The organism is Rhodococcus wratislaviensis (genome assembly GCF_041228765.1).
Classification (GTDB): Bacteria; Actinomycetota; Actinomycetes; order Mycobacteriales; family Mycobacteriaceae; genus Rhodococcus_F; species Rhodococcus_F wratislaviensis.
On the sequence record NZ_CP150489.1, the window covers coordinates 526,519 to 549,364 of the forward strand.

Annotated in this window: 19 protein-coding genes; 15 read left to right on the forward strand and 4 right to left on the reverse strand. The window is 62.9% G+C overall.

Going from position 1 to position 22,846, the window contains the following annotated elements:
- Window positions 1-369: 369 nt before the first annotated feature.
- From WKC72_RS41225 to WKC72_RS41235, 3 genes are all read right to left on the reverse strand, one after another.
- On the reverse strand, window positions 370-1,923 hold the full coding sequence (locus tag WKC72_RS41225) for an acyl-CoA carboxylase subunit beta (RefSeq protein ID WP_370185063.1): 1,554 nt from the start codon (window positions 1,921-1,923) through the stop codon (window positions 370-372).
- Complete coding sequence (locus WKC72_RS41230) at window positions 1,920-3,578, reverse strand: class I adenylate-forming enzyme family protein (RefSeq protein ID WP_370185065.1); 1,659 nt, start codon at window positions 3,576-3,578, stop codon at window positions 1,920-1,922. Before WKC72_RS41230 ends, WKC72_RS41225 begins: the two co-directional genes overlap by 4 nt.
- 374 nt (window positions 3,579-3,952) lie before the next feature.
- A complete protein-coding gene (locus WKC72_RS41235; protein WP_370185066.1) occupies window positions 3,953-4,591 on the reverse strand; it encodes a TetR/AcrR family transcriptional regulator in 639 nt (212 codons plus the stop codon).
- A gap of 732 nt (window positions 4,592-5,323) precedes the next feature.
- On the opposite strand from WKC72_RS41235, the gene WKC72_RS41240 reads away from it, so the two are divergent.
- The 12 genes from WKC72_RS41240 (at window position 5,324) to fabG (ending at window position 17,306) form a co-directional block, all read left to right on the forward strand.
- Complete coding sequence (locus WKC72_RS41240) at window positions 5,324-6,898, forward strand: AMP-binding protein (RefSeq protein WP_370185068.1); 1,575 nt, start codon at window positions 5,324-5,326, stop codon at window positions 6,896-6,898.
- A 12-nt stretch (window positions 6,899-6,910) separates the two neighbouring features.
- Window positions 6,911-8,479, forward strand: coding sequence for an acyl-CoA carboxylase subunit beta (locus WKC72_RS41245; protein ID WP_370185070.1), 1,569 nt, complete (start codon window positions 6,911-6,913; stop codon window positions 8,477-8,479).
- Window positions 8,480-8,490: 11 nt separating this feature from the next.
- Window positions 8,491-8,715 (forward strand): acetyl-CoA carboxylase biotin carboxyl carrier protein subunit, encoded by a 225-nt coding sequence (locus tag WKC72_RS41250; RefSeq protein ID WP_370185071.1) that lies wholly within the window; start codon window positions 8,491-8,493, stop codon window positions 8,713-8,715.
- Between the two features lies 1 nt (window position 8,716).
- Window positions 8,717-10,090: an acetyl/propionyl/methylcrotonyl-CoA carboxylase subunit alpha gene (locus WKC72_RS41255; RefSeq protein ID WP_370185073.1), complete on the forward strand. Its 1,374-nt coding sequence runs from the start codon at window positions 8,717-8,719 to the stop codon at window positions 10,088-10,090.
- Window positions 10,087-10,881 (forward strand): VOC family protein, encoded by a 795-nt coding sequence (locus tag WKC72_RS41260; RefSeq protein ID WP_370185075.1) that lies wholly within the window; start codon window positions 10,087-10,089, stop codon window positions 10,879-10,881. The genes WKC72_RS41255 and WKC72_RS41260 overlap by 4 nt, the downstream gene beginning before the upstream one ends.
- Window positions 10,874-11,647, forward strand: coding sequence for a crotonase/enoyl-CoA hydratase family protein (locus WKC72_RS41265; RefSeq protein WP_370185076.1), 774 nt, complete (start codon window positions 10,874-10,876; stop codon window positions 11,645-11,647). Before WKC72_RS41260 ends, WKC72_RS41265 begins: the two co-directional genes overlap by 8 nt.
- 45 nt (window positions 11,648-11,692) lie before the next feature.
- Entirely contained in the window at window positions 11,693-12,139 is a 447-nt protein-coding gene (locus tag WKC72_RS41270) for a MaoC family dehydratase (RefSeq protein WP_370185078.1), read from the forward strand.
- Between the two features lie 58 nt (window positions 12,140-12,197).
- Window positions 12,198-13,400 carry an acetyl-CoA C-acyltransferase gene (locus WKC72_RS41275; RefSeq protein ID WP_370185080.1) on the forward strand — a complete coding sequence of 401 codons (1,203 nt, stop codon included), beginning with the start codon at window positions 12,198-12,200 and terminating at the stop codon, window positions 13,398-13,400.
- A gap of 79 nt (window positions 13,401-13,479) precedes the next feature.
- On the forward strand, window positions 13,480-14,619 hold the full coding sequence (locus tag WKC72_RS41280) for a saccharopine dehydrogenase family protein (protein ID WP_370185082.1): 1,140 nt from the start codon (window positions 13,480-13,482) through the stop codon (window positions 14,617-14,619).
- Window positions 14,620-15,013: 394 nt separating this feature from the next.
- Window positions 15,014-15,829: an N-acyl homoserine lactonase family protein gene (locus WKC72_RS41285; protein ID WP_370185084.1), complete on the forward strand. Its 816-nt coding sequence runs from the start codon at window positions 15,014-15,016 to the stop codon at window positions 15,827-15,829.
- A gap of 99 nt (window positions 15,830-15,928) precedes the next feature.
- A complete protein-coding gene (locus WKC72_RS41290; protein WP_370185085.1) occupies window positions 15,929-16,333 on the forward strand; it encodes an acyl-CoA thioesterase in 405 nt (134 codons plus the stop codon).
- Between the two features lie 220 nt (window positions 16,334-16,553).
- Window positions 16,554-17,306: a 3-oxoacyl-ACP reductase FabG gene (gene fabG, locus WKC72_RS41295; RefSeq protein ID WP_370185087.1), complete on the forward strand. Its 753-nt coding sequence runs from the start codon at window positions 16,554-16,556 to the stop codon at window positions 17,304-17,306.
- A 379-nt stretch (window positions 17,307-17,685) separates the two neighbouring features.
- On the opposite strand, the gene WKC72_RS41300 is transcribed toward fabG, so the two are convergent.
- Window positions 17,686-18,798: a PucR family transcriptional regulator gene (locus WKC72_RS41300; RefSeq protein ID WP_370185088.1), complete on the reverse strand. Its 1,113-nt coding sequence runs from the start codon at window positions 18,796-18,798 to the stop codon at window positions 17,686-17,688.
- A gap of 294 nt (window positions 18,799-19,092) precedes the next feature.
- Between WKC72_RS41300 and WKC72_RS41305 the strand changes: the two genes are divergently transcribed.
- Genes WKC72_RS41305 through WKC72_RS41315 form a run of 3 tightly spaced genes read left to right on the forward strand, consistent with a single transcriptional unit; the run spans window position 19,093 to window position 22,367 of the window.
- Window positions 19,093-19,488: a Rid family hydrolase gene (locus WKC72_RS41305; protein ID WP_370185090.1), complete on the forward strand. Its 396-nt coding sequence runs from the start codon at window positions 19,093-19,095 to the stop codon at window positions 19,486-19,488.
- On the forward strand, window positions 19,485-20,900 hold the full coding sequence (locus WKC72_RS41310; protein ID WP_370185092.1) for a flavin monoamine oxidase family protein: 1,416 nt from the start codon (window positions 19,485-19,487) through the stop codon (window positions 20,898-20,900). Before WKC72_RS41305 ends, WKC72_RS41310 begins: the two co-directional genes overlap by 4 nt.
- Window positions 20,901-20,906: 6 nt before the next feature.
- A complete protein-coding gene (locus tag WKC72_RS41315) occupies window positions 20,907-22,367 on the forward strand; it encodes a peptide MFS transporter (protein WP_370185093.1) in 1,461 nt (486 codons plus the stop codon).
- Window positions 22,368-22,846 lie beyond the last annotated feature (479 nt).

Consider the following 22,846-nt stretch of genomic DNA (forward strand, 5'->3'; position numbering starts at 1 on the left):
CTCTCGGCGCGGTGTGAAGCACCGCATCCTACGGCAATCCCGCTGCGCCCATTCGAGAAAGAATCCTCGAGGAGTTGCGATGATCGACGCCACCTTCATCTGGACCTGCGCCGCCATCGCGATGGCGGTCGGGCTGTGCCGCCGGTTCCGGTTGCACGAGCGCGCACTCGCCCACCAGCGCGACTGACGACGACACCACCCCGGACTGGTGCAGCAGCGAGGTCGCGCTGCGGAACGCCTACGCCGATCGGTTCGTCGCAGCGCCGACTGCAGTCGTTGTGTTCGGGATCGTCCTGCCTGTCGGAGCAGCCATAGGGCATCTGATCGACTCACCCGGTGGCCGGTGCGGGGTGGTGAGACTCGGCGCCGCTAGTGTCGCGTATCCCTGAGTTCTGCGGCCCTGCTATGGCGTGCCAATCTCAGTAGCCGTCCGAGGTACTTTCTGGTGTCACGGGGATCGATCATTTCGTCGACACCGAAACGCTCGACCGTGGTCCAGGTCGACGTTTGTTTCCGGAACCGTTCTTCCAGTTCGGCTCGCAACGCTGCCTTGTCGGCCGAGTTCTCGAGTTCTGCTTTGAATGCGGCCTCGATCCCGCCCTGCACAGGCATGTCACCCCAGATACCGCTAGGCCACGACAAGCGAAGACTTGTGGGGCCTGGGTTTCCCGTCGCCTGACCCCCCAAGCCGAACGACCGCCGCACCTGGACCGTATAGACCGGCACCGTGACTTCATGAATCGCCCGGAGAGCGTCAGCGCCGAAAGTGAGCACGCCCTCTGCTTCAGCCTCCGGGCCGACCAGAAATCCCGGAGCGTCCACCAGATAGACCAGCGGTAACCCGAAACGGTCACACATACGCACGAAGTCGGCCTGCTTCCGGGCCGCGGGAGCGTTCATCGACCCTGCGAGATGACGGTTGTCCGTCGCCAGCACGCCGACAGGCATCCCCTCGAGGCGAGCCAACCCGGTGCGGAGTGACGGCCCGAAGTTCGGGGTCATCTCAAAGAACGAATCGGTATCGAACACGCCGGATATCAGGGCGTGGACGTCGTAGGCTCGCCGTCCATTAGGGGAGACAACCGAGAAGAGGTCATTCGGGTCCGCTGTCGTCCACGATTCGACCGTAGGCGGCAGGCTCGTCGCCTCGGACGGGAGGAAGGAAAGGAACCGTCGAATCTGGGCGAACGCGTCGGGCTCGTCGATGGCGGGGTTGTTGATGAGTCCCGATCTTCTCGTGTGGACGTCGACGCCGCCCAACTGGAACTTATCCACCTCGAGACCCAGAGCGGTCTTCACCAGGGGTGGTCCCGCCGCGAAACAGCAACCGTGCGGTTCGGACATGATCGAGAAGTGCGAGATCCCGGCCCGTGCTGCTGAGCTTCCCGCTGCTGGACCCAGAACCGCTGTCACGACGGGGACTCTGTCGAGGAGGTCGAACATTGGTGCCGTTCCTAATGATGACACCAGTTCCGCGTAGCCCTTCAACTCCTGCAGGTACACGTTGCCGCCGACGCCTTGCAATAGGAGGACGAGGGGAATGCGGTAACCGTAGGCGAGCTCCTCGATGAAGCCTCCGAATGAGCCCTTTATCTTGCGGAGGTGGATTCCGACCGCGCCCGCTTCGACCGTGTAGTCTTCCGCGCCGACCGCAACCGGCCGACCATCGATCTCCGCGAGACCGCAGATCATGCTCGACGGTAGAATTCGATCCGGAGTTGGAGTTGTCGTGAACGTCCCGAACTCGAGAAAGCTTCCAGGATCGCAGAGCATGTCGATGCGTTCCCTCGCCGTGAAGCGGCCCAGGTCGTGCTCGCGGCGCGTCCGAGCCTCGCCGCCGGCGTCATACGCTGCGGCCCGTCGTTGCTCCAGCTCGTCGAGTAGCGGTTGCCACTCCGACTGTGTGTCGCGTCCAGTGGTCATCGGCTCTCGAGCCCTTCTTTCGCAAGCGGTAGTTGGGCAATACAATCTCGGCGCAGCTCGGTTTTGAGCACCTTCTGGGTCGCGTTCCGTGGCAGCTGGTCGCGGAACAGCACCCGCCGTGGTCTCTTGTAGGAGGCGATCTCCCCGCGCAGTTGATCGAGGATGTCTTGTTCGGTCAGTCGTGAGGTCCGGTCGAGCACGACGACCGCGCACACCGCTTCGCCGTACTCCTCGTCGGGCAGCCCGATGACCGCAGCATCGATAATGTCGTCAATCCGCATCAACGCGTTCTCCACCTCGGCGGGGTAGATGTTCTGCCCCTTGGAGATCACCAGGTCCTTTGTTCTGCCCTCGATGTACAGAAACCCCTCGAGATCGACCCGGGCCAGGTCGCCGCTCCGCACCCAGCCGTCGCGAATCACGTCTGCGCTGAGTTCCGGTGCTTCCCAATAGCCGTTGATCGCTGCGGGCGAGGCAACCCATACTTCACCAATCTCGCCCATTGTCACGGGTTTGCCGTCAGCGCCGCGAATCTCGACCCTGTGCCCGGGCACGACGCGACCAACAGATCCCGGCCGTCGACCGATCTCCTCGCCCTCGATGGCCGACACGAGCCCGCATTCTGTCGATCCGTAACCAACAATGACGTTGACTGCAGGCCAACGTTTTTGAAAGTCGGCTAGCAGTCGGGGTGGGCAGTTTTCCCCTCCGGTGAGGACGTGACGCAGGCGGCCGATCGGCAATTTTGCGCGATCGTCAGCCTCGAGCATCGGTGCCATCATCGATGGAAAGATCAGGCAGTGATCGATCTGCCATTTGTGAATGTGATCGCTCATTCGATCGGCGGACCACCCGCGGCTGGGCATGATTGCGACGGTTCCTCCCGAAAACAATGTGGGAATGCTGAATTCATTGATTCCCGCCGTGTTGTAGAGAGGTGCGGTGATCAGCATCCGTGTGCGGTCGTCTATGCGGCAGAGCGCAGACTCTTCGAACGCGTTCCACAGCACGCCAGAATGAGTGAAGGGAACACCCTTCGGGGAGCCAGTGGTCCCCGATGTGTAGAGGATCAACTGCACCGCAGTGTGCCGACTCTGCTCGATCGGCGTGCCGAGGAGGTTCCCGTACTCGCGGCCTGGGTCCTCGTCCTCGAGTACCACCGTTCGGGGCGATGCCGGCATCGAATGCATTGCAGCCGCACAGGTTCCTTCTATCTCTTTGGACGTGAACAGCACTTTGGCCTGGCAATCCGTGAGGATTGCAGCGAGTTCGCTCGGCGCCATCCGAAAGTTGATGGGAACGAATGTCAGGCCGGCGTAGGCGCAAGCAAAGTACAGTTCGAAGACCTCGCCCCGGTTGTAGAGCATCGAAGCAACCCTGTCGCCCTCGGACAGTCCGAGTTCACGTAACCCGGTGGCGAGTTGTTGGGCGCGTGAGCGGAGATCTCCATAGCTGAGCTCATGTCCCTCCCAGAGCAGCGCCACATGACTGTCCCTCGCCGCTGCGGGGAACCCGGGCTGTCCGAGGATCCAGGCCACATTCGGGCTACTCGAGGACTGTGGTGGGGTCACTTTCCTGATCTCCTTTGGTTGTCGGTCGAAAGACGATGCTGCGACGTTTCCGGATGTGCTCCAGCGGGCAGCGAAGAGTGGCACGCGATTCCCGCGACGGTAGCCGTCAACGCACCTCTATTTCGTTCAACTGTCCGATATACTTCCCCTTGGGCGGCGATAACGCAAGGGTCTTCGAGGATTGTTCGCTCGTACGCGCCGTTCGGGCGTCGCGTCGCGTTGCCTGGCCGGCGACGTCGGCGCTGCACTATCCCTGGGGTTGAATCATGGAGAGGTCGCTCGAAATATCGCGTGAGTGGCTCTCGGCGACGGGTGATTACGGCAATGTGAACGGCGCACGGGCGGAATCTGAATCCACTGCGCCCAACGACTCAAGCAGGGTCGGGTTTTCATGAGATGGTCGTCGCTCTGCCCTGCGCCCGGAACAGGATGTGACCTTGTCGAGCGGAGCCGTCAGCTCACGGCTTCGCGTGCATGTCAGTGGGTGCAGCTGTCGGAGGTAGCAGGGCCGTGGTGACCATCTCCTGTGCAAGGCCCGCTCTGGCCTGCAGATCCTTCATGATCTGTGGGTCGAACAGTGCATGGAGGGTGAAGCCGTCGATGAGCGCGCACAGGTGCAGCGTCGCGTTGTCGGCGTCGATGTCGCCGCGGACATATCCCTGATCCTGTGCCGCGACGATCGCACGGCGAACGAACCGCCGGATGTTGTCGAAGTACTCACTGATCTCTTCGTTGAGCTTGTCATCGGCCGTGGCCTCGCCGCAGAAGGCCAGGAAGATTCGATTTAGGGCCAAGCGGCGGTCGTCGAAGGGGAGTAGGCTCTCGACAATGCCGTAGAGCGCCTCCAGCGGAGTCAACCCGCTCTTATCGCGGTAGGTGCGCAGGATGCGTCCTTGAACTTCGGTAGCGCGCCGCATCGATCCGAGCAGGAGTTCCCTCGAGGATCCGAAATAGTGTGCGAGGGACCCGGTGGACCATCCGGATTCTTCCGCTACTGTCCTCGTCTTGATGGCTCGAATGCCATCCCTGGCAATGATTGCCAGCGTGGCATCCGTGATCTCGTCGCGGCGGCGGTCGTGGTCGACATACTTCGGCATCTAAATCCTCATCGGGCACCGGATGCTCTGAGCATCTCCTTGGTGGGGCGTTAATTCGGGATCTTGTATCCGTCGTGGCCGAAGCTCGGTTCGGAGTTCCATACTATCTCATACGGCTGATATCAGAAGTCGCCTGCCATCTGCCCTCCGGCGGCCGCGGCGCTCTGGCGTTTCGGTGAGTCTGACGCTCCAAGTGCCGACCTCGCGCGGTGAGGTTGTCGCGATGGGCGGGAGTCGGTCGGTGGATGGTGGATCACGCAAGTGCTTGGTCGCTGCGATGGGCAGTCGCTCAGGCGCCGCCGATCCGATGAAAAGCTCCTCTGGTCGCCAAGTCGGGTTGTAAGGCGAAGCTGCATGGCAATTCGATGCGGCTGTGCGGGTCGAGTGATCCGCCGAGCGGGCCCCAATAGCAGACCCGCGGGCTCGGCCCTGCGTACTTTCCTGGCCACTGGTCCGGATCGGAGGTCTTGCGGAGGCTGGTCCTCGGGGAAGGCTCGTTCTCGGCTTCCGGCCCGGTGCGGCCCCCGGCTGGGGCGTTCAGGTCAATGGCTGGGTGTGAACCCTTGCAAAGCGGGGACGGCAGTGAAATGATATCGAACATCTGAAATAGAACCGACGTCTGCAGCTGCTTCCCGTGTCGAAACCTGGTTGCTCGCGAATACCGCCTGCGGGTGCGTCGGTATGACCGGTCGTGACTCCGCGACTGATGACGACATGGAGGCTGATCCACTCATGAAGCTCGAGCTCCTCGACGGCTTGACCTATAACGGCCGCGGACCGGTCCAGGACTTGCTCGAAGCGGCTTCAGATTCTCCCGACCTGGTGATCTTGCGCAGCGCAACCATTGAATGGACGGTGGCCGATCTGGCCGACGGCGCTCGCCGATGCGCGGCCCACCTCCTCGACCGCGGAATCACGGCGGGGCAGCGGGTCGCCATTATCAGCGGGAACTCGGTGTGGCGGATGGCGTGGCAGTTCGGAATCCATTGGATCGGGGCTGTCGAGGTGTCGGTGAACTCGGAGCTCCGCGGGCCCATGCTCGAGTATGTACTCAGCGACAGCCGACCGGATTTGATCGTCATCGAGCAGGAACTGGCAGCCTTGGTTCCGCACGCAGTGGCGGCGGTGGTCCCCATGCTCGATATGCGATCGGTGGTGGGCGGGGCGGCGGAGCGGTCGAAGGCCCAATTGGATCAGTTGTACGCCGCCACTGCGTCGCACCAGCTGGCGACCATCTTGTACACGTCCGGCACCACGGGGCCCTCCAAGGGGGTGATGCTTCCCCAAGCCTACTTCTCCAACCAAGGTGCGGCGATGGTTGCCGCGATGGAACTTCGGCCCGGCGATGTGGGTTACTTCCCTGTGCCCTTCTTTCACGTGGATGCGCACATCCTGATCTCGGCGTGCCTGCAGTCCCGCTCGACATTCTCCTTCAATGATCGCTTCAGCCTGAGCCGTTTCTGGGCGGAGACTGCCTCGTTCGGTGCCACGTGGTTTGCGGGGGTCGGATCAATGGTCGCTCTGCTGATGGCACAGGCCGTTCCGTCGGCGGACGAGACGAGGCTCAGCCGCATCATGTGCGCTCCGGTACCGCCGGGCGCGCGGGAGTTCTTCGATGCGATGGGCATCGAGATTCGGTCCCTGTACGGCCAGACGGAGGCCGGGTGCGTGACGTTCGAGGCTCGCGGAACTGGACGCCAGGGTACCGCCGGGCGTCCCGTAACGGGCTTCGACGTGGCGATTCAGAATACTGATGGGGAAACCCTCGCTTCGGGTGAGACTGGGGAGGTCGTCTATCGACCGGCCTATCCGAACCTGATTGCTCTAGGTTATTGGGAACGTCCGGAGGCGACCGTCGAGGCGTGGCGGGGGCTGTGGTTCCATACCGGCGACCTTGGCCGAATGGACGACGACGGATACCTGCACTACCAGGGACGGATCACCGACAGCCTTCGCAGACGTGGAGAAAACATCTCCGCCTACGAATTGGAGTCCGCCGTCCGCGGTGCACCCCACGTGGTCGACTGCGCGGCCGTATCCGTCCTCGATGAAGTGGGTGGCGAGGACGAGATCAAACTCGTGCTTGAAGTCACCGCGCCTGAGCACTTCGATATCGACAGCTTCTTCGACTATTGCGACGAGTTCCTACCTCGCTTCGCGCAGCCGGCCTTCATCGAGATCCAAAAACAACCGTTTACCCGCGCCCCTGGATCCGGAGCGATTCACAAGCACAACCTCAGTCGCGCTACCACCGGACCAGATGTCATCGCCCGCAGGCCTGGCGACGCCCAACGATCGACCATCTGAAGGAGAAAACAAGTGGGCTTTTCCTGGGATCAGGCGGTCGCGGAGATCACCCGCCGTCGCGCGCTGTCCCGTCAACTCGGCGGGCAGCGGCGAATTGACCGTACACACGAGCAGGGCCGCTTCACGATTCGTGAACGAATCGACCGGGTCGCCACACGGTTCTACGAGATCGGGGAATTTGCGACCTTCGACGACATTGACGCCGGCGGCAGACAGGTCGGTCAGCTTCCCTCGAGCTATGTGTGCGGACTCGCAGACGTCAATGGGCGTCCCATCGCTCTCGGCGGCGAGGACTTCACCGTCCGGGCGGGCGCTCCACAGTCGTACCTCGACCGCTTCAAGGGTGGATTCGGCGGGTTTGTTGAGGATCTTGCGCACCACTACCGCATCCCGCTGTTGATGTTCTCGGAGGGCGTCGGCGGCGACGTCGCCGCGCAGGCCGAAAAGGGGCATTCGTACCTGGTGAGCTCTCTGAGCTGGAAGCGCTGCTTCGGGCTGATGTCGGAGGTACCCGTGGTGTCGATCGTCAGTGGGGTAGCTGCCGGCGGAACGGCCGGTCGGGCGGTCCTGAGCCATTTCAGCGTCATGACCAAGGATTCGTCGCTGTTCGCGGGCGGTCCGCCTTTGGTCAAACGTGCCCTCGGTCGCGATATCTCGAAAGAAGAGTTGGGCGGTGCGCCGATCGTCACCGGCGTGTCTGGCGCGATCGACAATATGGCTACCGATGAGGACGATGCAATCGCCCAGGCACTGCGATTTTTGAGCTACATGCCTCAAAACGTATGGGAGTTGCCTCCGGTGATCGCGACGGACGATCCCATTGACCGGCGGGCCGACGAACTGCTCTCCATCATCCCCGAAAACCGCCGACAGCCGTACAAGGTTCGTGCCCTCATCGCCGCCGTCGTCGACCGCGACAGCTTCTTCGAGATCGGCGGCAAGTGGGGGCGAAGCGTCACGACGGGGTTGGCACGCATCGGCGGCATAGCGGTGGGGGTGGTCGCCAACGACCCGATGCATCTCGGTGGTGCCCTCGATGCCGCCGCCGCCGAGAAGCAGATCAGGTTCGTCGACATGTGCAGCACCTTCCACCTGCCCATCCTCTATTTCGTCGACGTCCCTGGCTTCATGATCGGCCCGGAGGCCGAGCGCGGCAGCGTCATCCGGTGGGGGATGCGCGCCATCCAATCGATCATCGAGGCTGAAGTGCCTGTCGTCACCATCCACGTGCGGAAGGCCTACGGAATGGCGGTATCGGCAACCTCCAACCCGGACAGCATGCAGCTTCGACTCGCCTGGCCGTCGGCCGAGTGGGGAGACCTCCCCATCGAGGGCGGTGTGGAGGCCGGGTTCCACCGCGAGATCGAGGCAGCGGACGATCCGGCGCAGTTCCGTGCATCGGTCGAGGCCCGCATGCTCGCCATGGCCGACATCTGGAAGACGGTCGAAGCCTTCGGTATCGAGCAGATGATCGACCCTCGTGAGACGAGGGAGATGGTCGCTGTCTTCGTCAGGGCCGCTCTGACCGGAATGAGAACAAAGCTTGGGCCCCAAGCCCGTCAATGGACTATGCGTCTTTAAGGAGATCAGATATGAGTGCACGAATCCCCGTCGCCGCGGTGACATCGGGGTCAGTCTGGAAAGTCAATGTCAGCGTCGGAGAGCGGGTCGCGGAGGGGGACACCGTTGTCGTACTGGAGGCAATGAAAATGGAGATACCCGTCGAGGCTGAGGGGGCGGGGATCATAGCGGCCCTCCACGTCGCAGAAGGCGATGTGGTCGAGGCGGATCAGATCGTTGCCGAAGTGGAGCTCTGAGATGGGATCGGCACTCTTCGACAAGGTCCTCGTCGCCAACCGCGGAGAGATCGCCGTCCGCATCATCGGTACGCTGCGACGGTTGGGAATCGGTAGCGTCGTCGTTTGCTCGGAAGCCGATGCCGACAGCCTCCACGTCGAACTCGCCGACGAGGCGGTTCTCATCGGTCCGGCACCGGTGAGCGACAGCTACCTCCGAATCGACAAGGTCATCGATGCGGCCGTGAGAACCGGCGCGCAGGCGATCCACCCGGGATACGGCTTGCTCGCCGAGAACGCCGACTTCGCCACCGCATGCGCTGATGCCGGGCTGGTCTTCATCGGTCCTCCTGCCGAGGCAATCTCCGCCATGGGATCGAAAGTGCAGGCGCGGCGCATCATGTCGGCGGCCGGGGTACCAGTGGTCCCGGGGTCGCTGGACAACGCCTCCGACCTGGACCGAGCGCGGCAGACAGCAGACGAGATCGGCTACCCGGTGGCCGTCAAGGCGGCAGGAGGCGGGGGTGGCAAAGGCTTTCGGGTCGCACACCATCCCCAAGACCTCGCGTCCGCCCTCGAGGGCGCCAGCGCGGAAGGACAGAGATTCTTCGGTGACCCGAGCGTGTACCTCGAGCGCTACTTGCACAATCCCCGGCATGTCGAAGTCCAAGTGTTGGCCGATCAGCACGGCAACACGGTCCACCTGTTCGAGCGCGATTGCTCGGTGCAGCGGCGCCACCAGAAGCTGATCGAAGAGGCTCCCGCACCGAGCATCCCAGACGAGCTGCGCGAGCACATCGGCGCGATTGCCGTCACCGCAGCACAATCCGTGGGGTACACCTCCGCCGGCACGGTCGAGGGTCTCCTGCACGACGGACAGTTCTTCTTCCTCGAGATGAACACCCGCATTCAGGTCGAGCACACGGTTACCGAGATGGTCACCGACCTTGATCTCGTCGAGCAGCAGCTCAGGATCGCAGCCGGCGAGCCGCTTCCGTTCACACAGGCGGATCTCACCATCCACGGACACGCAATCGAATGCCGCATCAACGCGGAGGACGCCACACGAAACTTCCTTCCCTCACCGGGCCGGATCACTGCCTATACCGAACCCCAAGGCCCTGGCATCCGAATCGACTCCGGCGTCACCACCGGGGCGATGGTCCACCCTCACTACGACCCGATGATCGCGAAGCTCGTGGCCTGGGGCGAGACCCGCGAAGAAGCCACCGAGCGCATGCTCACGGCCCTAGACGGGTTCACGGTGGCCGGTGTCCGAACATTGATTCCCTTTCACCGGGCCTTGCTGTCCTCATCACAGTGGAGCAAGGGCGAGACCTGCGCGGACCTCGTCACGGACCGCTCCTGGCTCAAGACGACGGGGGGCGACGGATGAACAATCCGCTTCCGAAATTCGACCATACCGCGGTCGCGGTATCCGACGCGCGAGCCTGTCTGAGGCAACTGCGCACCCGACTCGGTGCGACAGTCCTCGCCGGCGAGACGATGGACCACTTCCGATATGCCGTGACCCATCTCGGTGATCAGCACTCAGGCATGAAGCTCGAGGTCGTCGAACCACACGGATTGCAGGACGGCTTTCTCCACCGCTTCATCCGCGACCACGGGGAAGGTGCCCACCACATCACCTTCGTAGTTCCCGATCTCGAGCTGGCAATCAACGCCTTCCACTCAGGGGGCATGCGTGTGGTCAAGCAAGACTTGCAGTATCCGCCGTGGCGAGAGGCCTTCGTGGCCCCGGCCGACGCCTTCAACATCGTGATCCAACTGGCAGACACGACGCTTGATCCATGCCTCATCGACAGCGCGATCACAGGAGAACTGCCCGACGCCACCATGATTCCGCACGCGGCCAACGGCCGCGATCGGCGCTGGTGGAAGGACATCAGGGAACTCCCGGGAAGCTCTCCCACCACGATGGTGCGCACCGTGCTCGGCGTACGCAACCGGTCCCGGGCCGAGTACGTCTTCGGCGAACTTCTCGGCGGACGTAAAGGATCTGGCGACGAATGCTGGCAAGACTTTCACTGGGGACAGTCGACGCTCCGGATCGAGACACACCCCACCGATCGTGGAGTCCTCCGGATCGAACTCGTCGGCCGGCAACGGACCGCGATGTCGATCGGCTCTCTGGATCTGCGCTGTGTGGAGGAACCGCGTGCGTGAGAGTCGGCCCGTCGTACTGACCAGACGGCACAATGCCTGTTTGATCATCACGCTCAACCGTCCCGAGGTCAGAAACGCCGTGAACGACGAGGTTGCCGGGCTCCTCGCCGCCGCCATGGACACCCTCGACACCGACCCGTCGCTGCGCACAGCAATTCTCACCGGTACTGAAGGCTTCAGTGCAGGTATGGACCTCAAGGCATACCTTCACGGGGAGACCGCCGAGTACGAAGATCGCGGCTTCGCCGGCTTTCTCCGCACGCCGCCGACCAAACCGCTGATCGCCGCCGTTGAACGCTACGCCTTAGCCGGCGGATTCGAGATCGCCGCAACATGCGATCTGATCGTGTGTGCGAGCGACGCGACCCTGGGGCTCCCGGAGGCGCAGAAGGGACTGGTTGCAGACGGCGGCGCGCTCTTGCGGCTCCCACGGATCATCGGGGAGAAGGTCACGCTGGAGATGGCCCTGACCGGCCGCCACGTTTCCGCCCACCGACTCCATCAACTAGGTCTTATCACGACTGTGGTGGAGCCCGGCAGCACGCTCGAAACAGCCTTGGAGATAGCCGAACTCATCAACCGAGCGTCACCCGAAGCAGTGGACGCGACGAAGAAAGTGATCATGGGCGCCAGCGGCTGGACCGGCGCCGAGGCATGGCAGATGCATGTCAGCATCACCACACCGATCTGGCAGAAACCCGAGGCACGCGAGGGCGCTCAGAACTTTCTCAACAAGGCCGGGCCGGATTCGGACCCGGACATCTGAGGTCGGCGGACCGCTGGCACTCACTCGATTCAACTTGGAGAACACATGCTTACCATCGACATCAACGACCTGGCTACTGTCGCGCCGGCCGACCTCGGCTATTCCCGCTGGATCGAGATCGACCAAACCCGAATCGACGCGTTTGCCGAGGTCAGCGAAGACCACCAGTGGATCCATACGGACCCGGCCAGAGCCGCGGAAGGACCCTTTGGGCAGACCATTGCTCACGGATACCTGACGCTTTCGCTGATCTCGGCCCTCATCGACGACCTCTTTTCGGTGACAGGGCAGTCGGCAGCAGTCAACTACGGCCTGAACCGGGTGCGCTTCCCCGCCCCGGTGCTGGTCGGCTCCCGCGTGCGCGCGCACGGCGCGATTCGCCGGGTATCGCCAAAGAACAGCGGCCTCGAAGTCCTCGTCGACATCGCGGTCATCGCCGAGGAGCAGGACAAGCCGGCATGCGTTGCGGAGGTCCTGTTCCTGATCCGATAACCACCGGAACTCCCCACACCTCAACACGGAATCTCACTTCACAACAGCAAGGACCGACATGCGAGAAGCCGTCATCGTCTCGACAGCCCGTACGCCCATCGCGAGGGCATATCGCGGGGCGTTCAACAATACCCAGGGGCAGGAGTTGGCGGCCCACGCCATCGGCGCCGCCGTGCAGCGGGTCGGACTCGATCCCGAAGTGGTCCAAGACGTCGTGCTGGGGTGCGCCATGCCGGAGGGGTCCACCGGTTCCAACGTGGCCCGCCAAGCAGCGCTCCGCGCGGGACTTCCCGCCACTGTCCCGGGCCAAACGGTCGATCGCCAGTGCTCCTCGGGCCTGATGGCGATCGGAACGGCAGCGAAGCAGATCATCGTCGACGGAATGAACGTGACGGTGGGCGGCGGCGTCGAATCCATCTCCCTCGTCCAGAACGGGCATGCGAATTCCTATCGTGCAGAGGATCCCTGGCTACGGGACACGGTGCCGGGGCTGTACATGCCCATGCTGCAGACAGCGGAAATTGTCGCAAGCCGCTACGACGTCAGTCGGCGAAGGCAGGACGAGATGGCCCTGGAATCGCAACTGCGTGCCGCACGCGCGCAATCGGTCGGCGCCTTTGACGACGAGATTGTCCCGATGGTGGTCACCAAGGCTGAAGCCGACCGGGAGAGCGGCGAACAGAGAATGGTCGAGGTGAAGATTAGTCAGGATGAGGGGATTCGGGCCGGCACGACCCCCGAGGGGCTCGCGGCGCTCCGAACTGTGCTCGAACCTGGTGACCTCACGTGGGAGCCCTCGGTGACGGCCGGGAACTCATCTCAGCTGTCCGATGGAGCGTCCGCATGTGTTCTCATGGAGAAGGCATACGCCTCCGGTCTCGGACTCGAGCCACTCGGATTCTACCGGGGGATCGCCGTCACAGGTTGCGCCCCGGACGAGATGGGCATTGGCCCGGTCACCGCGATTCCGAAACTACTGGAACAGGCAGGGCTCAAAGTAGCCGACATCGGTATCTGGGAACTCAACGAGGCGTTTGCCAGTCAGGCCGTGTATTGCCGGGATCTGTTGGGGATCGATCCCGAACAGATGAACGTCAACGGCGGGGCGATCGCGCTTGGGCACCCCTATGGGATGTCGGGTGCCCGGTTGGTGGGTCACGCGCTCATCGAAGCGCGACGCCGCGGCGAACAGTTCGCCGTGATCGCGATGTGTGTGGGTGGCGGCATGGGAGCAGCCGGGCTCTTCGAGGTAGCGCGCTGACCAGCCGGGAAACGTCGGTATACGTAGAACGTGCCGCTCACGACATACGAGAGAGCATGGGAGACAGGGAATGCGCGTAATGATTGTCGGTGGGGCCGGGGCGATGGGCCAGACCGTAGCCTCCACAGCGGCCGGCTTCGACGAGGTAACGGAACTGGTGATCCTCGACCGAGACGAAGATCGAGCGCAGGCGCTCGTGAATAGCCTTGGTTCGAAGGCGCACTGTGTGAGATTTGATGCGACCGACGACGACCTCACCGCACATCTGGGCGGAGTCGACGCAGTGGTCAGCACCCTGGGCCCCTTCACGATCTTCGGCAGACCGGTGCTCGAAGCGGTTCTCGAAGCGGGCTGCACCTATCTCGACATCAACGATGATTGGGAACCGACAGTTGACGTACTGAAGCTGGACGAAGCGGCCCGCAAGGCCGGTGTGACCGCGGTGATCGGAATGGGCGCAAGCCCAGGAGTGTCCAACGTGCTCGCCACACGTGCAGTCACGGAACTCGACGAAGTTCACGATCTCGTGACCGGTTGGGCGCTCGCGGGCACCACATCACCGCCGAGCGGCGCAACGCCGAGCGCGGCGGCGATGCACCTCGTCCACCAGTGCACCGGGACCATACAGGCTGTCGAGAACGGGCGAAGCGCCCAGGTCCGCCCCCTGCAGTTGCTTCGCCTCGACTATCCAAACCTCGGCCCCATCGACGTACGAACGGTTGGTCACCCCGAGGCGATCACTCTGCCTCGACGTTTCCCGGGTCTTCGCCGCTGCGTGAATGTGATGGCTGGGCCCGGCTGGTGGTTCGACCGACTGGCGACACTCATGGATCAGGTCGACACCGGTGCGCTGTCCATGCACGATGCTGCGTGCACGATCGAGAGAGGGTTCGCAAAACCAGTGGACTCGCCCCGAACGCTACACGCACCTGGTCTCTGGGCGTGGGCTCGCGGCTTGCGAGAAGGGCAGCAGCGCACCGCTGCCGTCGGACTCAATCGTTGGCCGCCGGGGGAGATGGCCGGTGCCACAGGAATTCCCGCTGCGGTGGTGCTGCAGATGCTCCTCAGGCGCGAGGTCAGTGGGCCGGGCGTAGTCACCCCGGAAGATGTCGTGCCATTCGACCTGCTCATGGAGCGTCTCGACCCCTACTACCAGTTCCCAGTCGCCGGGAGCGTTCCCTTGTTCACCGTGGTGGCGCAAGGCGGGCACTCCCACTAGGTGCGGCCCGGCGCCGCTCGAGCCGGACTCCGCCCCAGCGCGGCTCAGCGCGCGTGCCGCCGATATGTGACGGACCGGCACGAACGACGCTGCTATTGCGACCGAAGGGTGTACATACCCGCCGAGACGCAGTAATCTATTTCGAACGAATGAAATAGAAGTTTGGTTCAGCGCCGCCACTTCATTTCCGTGACCTCAATCAGTCAGGTGAGGTTCGGATTGCGCCGACCCGAGTCTGGCCACCCTGCGCCAGGTGCGCAGCGAGTCGACCGAATGACGGTATCCGAGAGCGCCAGGCAGAGCGCACCGGAGCGATCAACGACAGCCACTGCCTCACCAGAGAAGCGTCATCAGACCACCGACATTCCGCCGTGGGAGCACAGAGGGAGAGATCGTGACCGATAAGGGTATTAGGCACATCTGGGCGCTCGACGCACCGACACTCTCAGGTGACATCAGCTGGCTGCAGGTAGGTGCCGGCGGCAAGGACATAACGATACCTGTACCAACCTTCCTGATCGAGCATGATCAGGGCCTCGTACTCTTCGACACCGGGCTGGCGGCAGACGGCGCGGGCGATCCGAGGCAGGCATACGGCGACATGGTTGACGCGTTTCCGATGCACTTCCCGGAGGAGTTCCGCCTCGACCGGCAGCTGGCTGGATTGGGCTTCGCAACATCGGATGTTCGACGGATTGTGTTATCGCACCTGCACTTCGATCACACCGGCGGCTTGCAGCATTTCCCCGGTGCGGAAGGGTACATCGGCCCGGGCGAGCTTCGCTACGCGAGGAGCCCGGACCCTCTCAGTTCTCCGTTCTTCCGGGACAAGGACCTCGAGACCGCTGCACAGATCCGATGGAACGAGCTTCCACGCCACTATGAACACGACATGTTCGGCGATGGGACGGTGACGATGCTGAGTCTGCCCGGCCACACACCGGGTTCGATAGGTCTGCAACTCCGACTCGACGGTCACACGCTCATCCTGACCGGAGACGCGGCGCACTTGCGGTCCAATGTCGAATGCCTGGCGGGCACTCCGGTGGACGTCGATACCGCCACGACGCGAAGTTCGCTGCTCAAGCTCAATCTCCTGAGTCTGCAACCGAATACGACGGTCTGGATTGGTCACGACCCGGACGACTGGCTGCACTTCCGGCGGCACGGCATGGACGTTCTCGAGGCGATCGCATCCGCGACCAGCTAGAGGCCCCGTCGCCCCGCCGAGGTCCCATCTCTCGCCCTATGGGTAAGTCGTGCCGCTCTCGCGCGTGCAGGACGTTCGATCGTACAAACAGGAAGGTGTATGACCGTGATTTCAGTACCGCTCCGTTGGTGTGACATGGATCAGTTTGGCCATCTGTATCACGCGACGTTGGTCGCATTGCTCGACGAGGCCCGATCCCGATGGTTGGGTCAATTGGATCTCAGTGACTCCGAAAACTTCGTCATCGCTCGAGTTGATGTCTCCTACAAGAACGAGATCCTCTACGCAGACGGTTCGTTGGAGGTCGAGATCGAAGCTGAGCGAATAGGAAGCAGCAGCGTGACAACACGAGAAACCGTGCGAACGGCCACGAGCGGAGTCTGCGCAGAAGCGACATGCACGATGGTGCAATGGGATACCCGCACGCGTTCGTCCAAGCCCATCAACGCAGGCGACCGCAAGGCACTGCTCGCCGTGGGGGCAGGTGCGCAGCGGCTCGGGTGAACATCGTCGACCCGACCTCGAGATTCTCTGGCGCGGTCAGCGTGACCATGCCGATCGCGAAGGGGAGCGGGCTGCGGACGATCGAGGAAACCGGACGCATTTGACGTCAATCTGTTCGCCTGGCCTTGCTCGGATTGACACCAACCGGTAGTGACCGCGCCGGGCGGCTACCAGCAAACATCACTTATTCACGAGCTAGACGATGACAGGAGATTCCCCAATGCGAAGTCCCCATGTTGCCATTGTGACCGGCGCCGCACGCGGTATAGGTGCAGCCACGGCCAAACGCCTTGCCCAGGACGGCCTGACCGTTGCCGTGCTGGACCTGGACGAGGATTCGTGCAAGCCCGTGGTGCAGGAGATCGACAAAGCCGGTGGTCGCGCCATCGGGGTGGGGGCGGACGTCGCCGACGAGGCGGCGGTCGCATTCGCCGTTCAGCGGGTCGTGGAGGAGGTCGGAGCCCCCACCGTGCTCGTCAACAACGCGGGCATCCTTCGGGACAACCTGCTGTTCAAGATGACGGCCGACGAGTGGGATGCCGTCATCAACGTGCACCTTCGAGGTGCGTTCCTCATGACCCGTGCAGTGCAACGGCACATGACCGTCGCCGCGTGGGGTCGCATCGTCAATCTGTCGAGCACGTGCGCCTTGGGCAATCGGGGTCAAGCAAACTACTCTGCGGCGAAGGCGGGGATCCAGGGATTCACCAAGACACTGGCGATGGAGTTGGGCAAGTTCGGTGTCACGGCGAATGCGATCGCTCCAGGGTTCATCGAAACTGACATGACCGCAGCAACCGCGGAGCGGATCGGCGTCGGATTCGAAGAGCTGAAAGAGGCATCCCTCGAAGAGATCGCGGTGAAGCGGATTGGAACGCCCGACGATGTGGCGCACGCCGTCTCGTTCCTGGTGAGCCCGGACGCGGGCTTCGTCTCAGGCCAAGTCCTCTACGTCGCAGGCGGTCCGGCGTGAGATGTGCCACGCTGGGGCAGACCGTGCCGATCTCGACAGAACAGGGTCGATGAACGAACCCCGGTGGGCGGTCGTTGTGCCCATTCGGCGGCGAACCTCACCCGGATTCACTTAGATCGACAAACGCCGCTAGGTATCTGCGGACACTCCGCTTGCGAACCGGACACCGGTGCTCTCGCAATTGAGTCTTTTCGGCACAGCCATCAGTCGATGGTCCCAAATCCACACCATGGTTGATACCAACTCCGCCGCATCGGTCGGAGCTGGTATCAAGCCCGTTTGACGCCACCGGACAACCAGACGGCCAACGAGACATCCCGGCCTCGGCCGTCGGACGGGCACCCACTCCTCCTGGCGGGCACCAGTCCGGTCGTCGAGATTACAAAACGGCGGATCTGTCTGCGAGTGGAAGAACCGACTCGTCGCTTCGAAAGTCACGCCACGCTACTGCGTCGTGCACACGCACCGCCGCTCCCAGCTGAATGATCCGATCCCGAATCGGCCGGCCGAGCATGTGCTCCGCGGTGACCAGACGGTGTCTGATCGTGCGCTCGCTGATTCCGAGTTCCCGGGCTGCGCCGGTCGTGCTGCATGCCTGCTCCAGGTACACCTTCAGCGTCTCACGGATCTTCTCCGCCCGGGTTGTCTGCTCAGCGAGCTCCCCCAACTCGGCGTTGGCCATCCGCGATGCGGCCGGTTGGTCACGCATCAAGAGTGTCTCGAGATTGACCTCCCTGTAGTTGACGACTTTGCGCGGACGACCGTCCAGTTTGCGAAGCGCGAGGGCATATGTGTCCGAGGCTTCCTGAAAGCTTCGGACGAGGCCGGCGGAGCCGTGGTAGACCGAACCCGCCGCCACACGCACGTCCGTGTCGAGGCCGAGAGCCATGATCGCGTCGGAATCTGCGTGGTGTGCATCGGTCGTTGCCACAAATGCCCACACGGCGCCGTTGTCGCCCTCGGCCGACATAACGCTGTAGCGCTCCGTCGAGTGTCGAATCGCACGTGGTTCGATGGTGCCCCCTGGGCGCCAGATGATCGTCGCGCGGTGCCATCTCATCAGCGGGTATCCCAGTTGCTCCTCCCTAACCGGCCTGCCGGCGACGAGATCTCGGACCACCTCTGCTCGCCGACGCGCCGCCGTGTGCCCGACTCGCGCCTTCTCTGCGAAGAACTCCGAGCGCGCGTACCGAATGGTCTGATCGAGCCAGCGGAACAACGTGCGTGTTGCGCTGTCGATCACCGCCAACTGTGTTGAGCGATCCACACCCAGGGTCGGGATGGTGGCCATCATCCACTCCCAGAGCCCGGTCATGCCCGCCCGCAGCGCATCCTCGAGCGGATCCCATGCGATATCGGTCCGGGCAGCGAACACGATTTCCTCGCGTACACGGCCGTGGAGTGTCTGCGCGGGCGGGTCGGGGTTGGGCCGGATGGCGGCCGCAATCTCTTTCGCTATCGGCTCCAGGCTGTCGTATCCGGCGGCTGTCACTGTGGGATCCGCGGTGAAGTATTGCGGCACATCCTCGCTGACTCGCAAATGTATGAACCGTTTCGCGGCGGGAAGGTCACTTTCCAGACTATCGGCAAGTGCGGTGAGGGCTAGGGTGACTCGGTCCATCGATCTGTCTTACCGCAGTTTCCCATTTTCGGCCAGAGTGCTGGGAAGTTCGTCCGTTATCGGACGAACTTTTTCGGCCATGTGGTTGGACTATAGAGGTTATGAGCTGTGTCACATTGATGATGTCGGCTCATTCCGTTAGATCACCCATACAGGAGTTCTGAGTTGACCAAGTACGAACGAACAACTCTTCCGCAGGTCCGCCCCGCGGACAAGATGTGTGGAACCACCCCCGGACTGCGCAGCGGACCGTTTGTCTATATCTCCGGAGTCGTCGGTCGCGGACCCGACGGGACGCTGGTGGAGGGCGGAGCTGGACCCCAAGCCAGGCAGGCGCTGAGTAACATTCTCGCCGCTTTGGACAAGCTCGGCGCCGCCGCCCACGATGTGGTCCGCACTCGCGTGTATCTCGTATCGATGGACGACGTCGCCGACGTCGCGCACGAGCATAAACGTGTCTTCGGCGAGCACCTGCCGTCGTGCGGGGCGTTCCTTCACGTCGCCGGTCTCTATGGCGACGCTCGAGTCGAGATCGAATGTGACGCAGTGGTGCTCGAATGAACAGCGTACGCAAGGTGGATGTTGCGGTAGTCGGTGCGGGATTGTCCGGGTTGACTGCGGCGTGGCGACTACAGCAGGCCGGATGCACGGTGGTAGTCGCCGAGGCGGCTCATCGCTGCGGCGGGCGGCTGAAGAATTCGAACCCTGTCTCCGGGGTTCCGCTCGAAATGGGCGGGGCATGGACCGGGCCAAGCCAGGACGCCGTGCATGCCCTCGCCGACGAACTTGGCGTGCGTCGTTACTCGTCCCAGGCCCACCGCGCCGGGGATGTGCTTTGGGATGCCGACGGCCGGGTCGAACGCTTTGATGGTCTGGAACCGCCGCTCGGCGAGGCCGGCAAGGCCTGCTATCGGCGGGCGGTCTCCGAGCTCGATTCGTTGTCGCGAGCTATTGCGCCGGAATGCCCGTGGAACGCCGCAAACGCTGCACAGCTCGACGCGATGACCCTGGCGGACTGGCTCGAACGGAACGTCACCGATCCGCGGATCGTGCAGTATCTAGGACAGCGATTCACCGCAATGCTCGCCATGCCGCCCACCCTGGTGTCGATGCTCTACGTGTTGTATTTTCTCGCCACCTGCGGAGGGTTCGAAAGTTCCCGCGCCGGCGCAAGCCAGCGGTTTGAGGGGGGCTCTCAGGAGCTGGCCCTCCGGCTCGCCGACCGCATGGGGGGGAGCGTTCTGTTCGAATCTCCGGTTCGAACGTTGCGGATGTCTACCTCCGGTGTGTCGGTGGATGCCACGAGCTGCACGATCGAAGCACGCAAGGTGATCGTCGCATGCAGCCCGAAGGATGCCGGACGAATTATGTTCACTCCCAACCTTCCCCCGCGCCGACAGTTGCTGCACGACCGCCTGCCGATGGGCGGTTGCATCAAAATGCATGCCGTATACGACACCCCGTTCTGGCGCGAGGACGGACTCAATGGTGCGGTGGCCAGCGACCGGCCCGATACCCGGGTCGTATACGACCACACTCCTGCCGCCGGTACGCCCGGTGTCCTCACCACACTGATCGTGCATCACCCTGCTACCCACTTCGGACCCACACCGGACGTTCTCGATGACCCCGACCTGCGCGCACGACGTTTCGTTCACAATCTGGTCGATCTTTTCGGCCGCAAGGCCGAACACCCGATCACAGTGCTCCAACAGGACTGGCTCAGCGAGACATGGGTCGGTGGATGCGAGTCCCCCTTCCCGCCGCACCTGCTCACCCTCGTCGGCGATGCACTGCGTGCACCGGTCGGCGACATTCACTGGGCCGGCACTGAAACCTCCACGCAGTGGATCGGATTCATGGATGGAGCCGTTCATGCAGGACAACGCGCCGCAGAGGAAGTCGTAAGCCTTCTCCAACCGTGCACCGTTTCACCAGCCCCTGGGCTCCATCACTCACACCTTCCAAGGTAGGACAGAATGACCGCCGAACTGAACCACCGCGCTGAGGCCGACAACCTCATAACCGGCCGCCCGACCGGCCTCTGGAGTCTTTCACTCACTGAGGTGTGGGAGCGTTTCAGCTTCTACGGTCTGCAGTCAATCTTGACATTTTACCTGCTCTATTCGGTCGCTGACGGAGGTCTGGCGTTGGAGCCGGCCACGGCGGTGGGTATTGTCGGCGCCTACGGAGGGTGCGTCTATCTCGCCCAACTGCCCGGCGCCTGGCTCGCTGATCGTGTCTTTTCTCCGCGGACCATGGTCGTGATCGGCGGGACGGTGATCATGCTCGGGCATATCGCGCTCGCGTTCGTTCCTGGCATCGCTGGTCTCATCGCGGGGCTGACGATGGTCTCTCTCGGCACTGGGGGGCTCAAGACCTCGATCACTGCCACGGTGGGCATTCTGTACAACAACAGGACCCAAGAGGACCGCGACGCAGGCTTCTCGTACTTCTACATGGCGCTCGCCATCGGTTCGGTTGCTGGAATGGTGTGTGTCGGATTCACCCAGAGTCGGTGGGGGTTCCACGTCGCATTTGGCCTCGCCATTCTCGGGATGGCGGCCGCGCTTGCGCAATATGTGACGACCATGCGTTCGCTTCCCGCGGAATCTGGCATTGTGAAGAATCCGATTGGACGTGCGCATCTCGGCTATTTGATTGTCGGCGTTGCGCTCACGTGCGTCATCGTCGTGATCGCTGCCGTATCCGGCTTGGTCCGCGGTAGCAATATCAACTTTGTGATCGGTGCCGTGATCGTCGTGGTGTTTATCGCTAGCATCACTCGAATCCTCCGTTCCGCAGACGCGACACCCGCAGAGAAGCGGAGGGTGCGCGGGTACGTTCCGATGTGGATCGCGGCGTCGGTGTTCTTCGGACTGAGCGGTCAGATCTTCACTACCGTTCCGCTGCTGATCACCGAACGAGTCAATCTCGATGTCGGCGGATGGCACGTGCCCGAGGCATGGTTGTCGGTGGTCGGAGCGGTTGCACTGATCGTCGCAGCGCCACTGATGGCGTCCGTGTTCAAGTCGAGTCGTCTCGGACTCGCACGAACGACAACGAAGTACGTCATCGGTATCTCCGTGACGTCCATTGCGTTCTTCATGCTGATTCTCACGGAACTGTGGCCTGGACGAACGGTATCGCCATTCTTCGTGGCGGCATGTCTGATCGTCGCCGGTGTCTCGGAGGTTCTCGTCGGCCCGATTGGATTGTCACTAGCGACACGAATCGCACCGCAGCGATTCGCATCGCAGATGGTGGCGTTGCAGATCCTCACTCTCGGTGCCGGAGCGACGATTTACGGTGCGCTCGGTGAACTGTTCACCAAAATTCCGACCGGATACTTCTTCTGCTTGGTGGGTGTGCTGGGCGTGGTCGCTGCGGCCGTACTCGCAGGATTCTCGCGCCGCATCGAGCGGCTGATCGAGATCTGATCACTGGCTATCGATGCCGGCCAAGTAGTCCCGGGCATCGCCACCGAACCGGAAGTCCTGTGCCACTACTACCAGTTCGGCGGCATTGCCGCGGCAGACCAGAGGCCTCGGCACGTTTCATAGGGCACTGTCCCTGCCGGCGATCGCACCATCAAGGGCCGTTCGGAATCGCCGTGGTGCGCGCCCGGCACGGTCCGCCGCTGGGTCAGCTGTTCAGCCACATCGGAGCACCCATGGTATCTACCACGGATTGCGGGAACCTCGATCGCTTCCACCAACTGACAAGGAAGCGAAAATAGTGATGGTCAACAACAACGTCAGCCACCTCATCGCTTGCCCGAGCCAACAACTCGGCGGGGCGCCATCGTGCTGAATCGGGTTGATGTACCGAGCGTCGGCGGTATCCGACGCGGCCAGAAGCGCCGGCGGCGGACCAGAAGCGTCATCTGTGGGACCGGGGAGGCCCGTGTGGCGGCGCG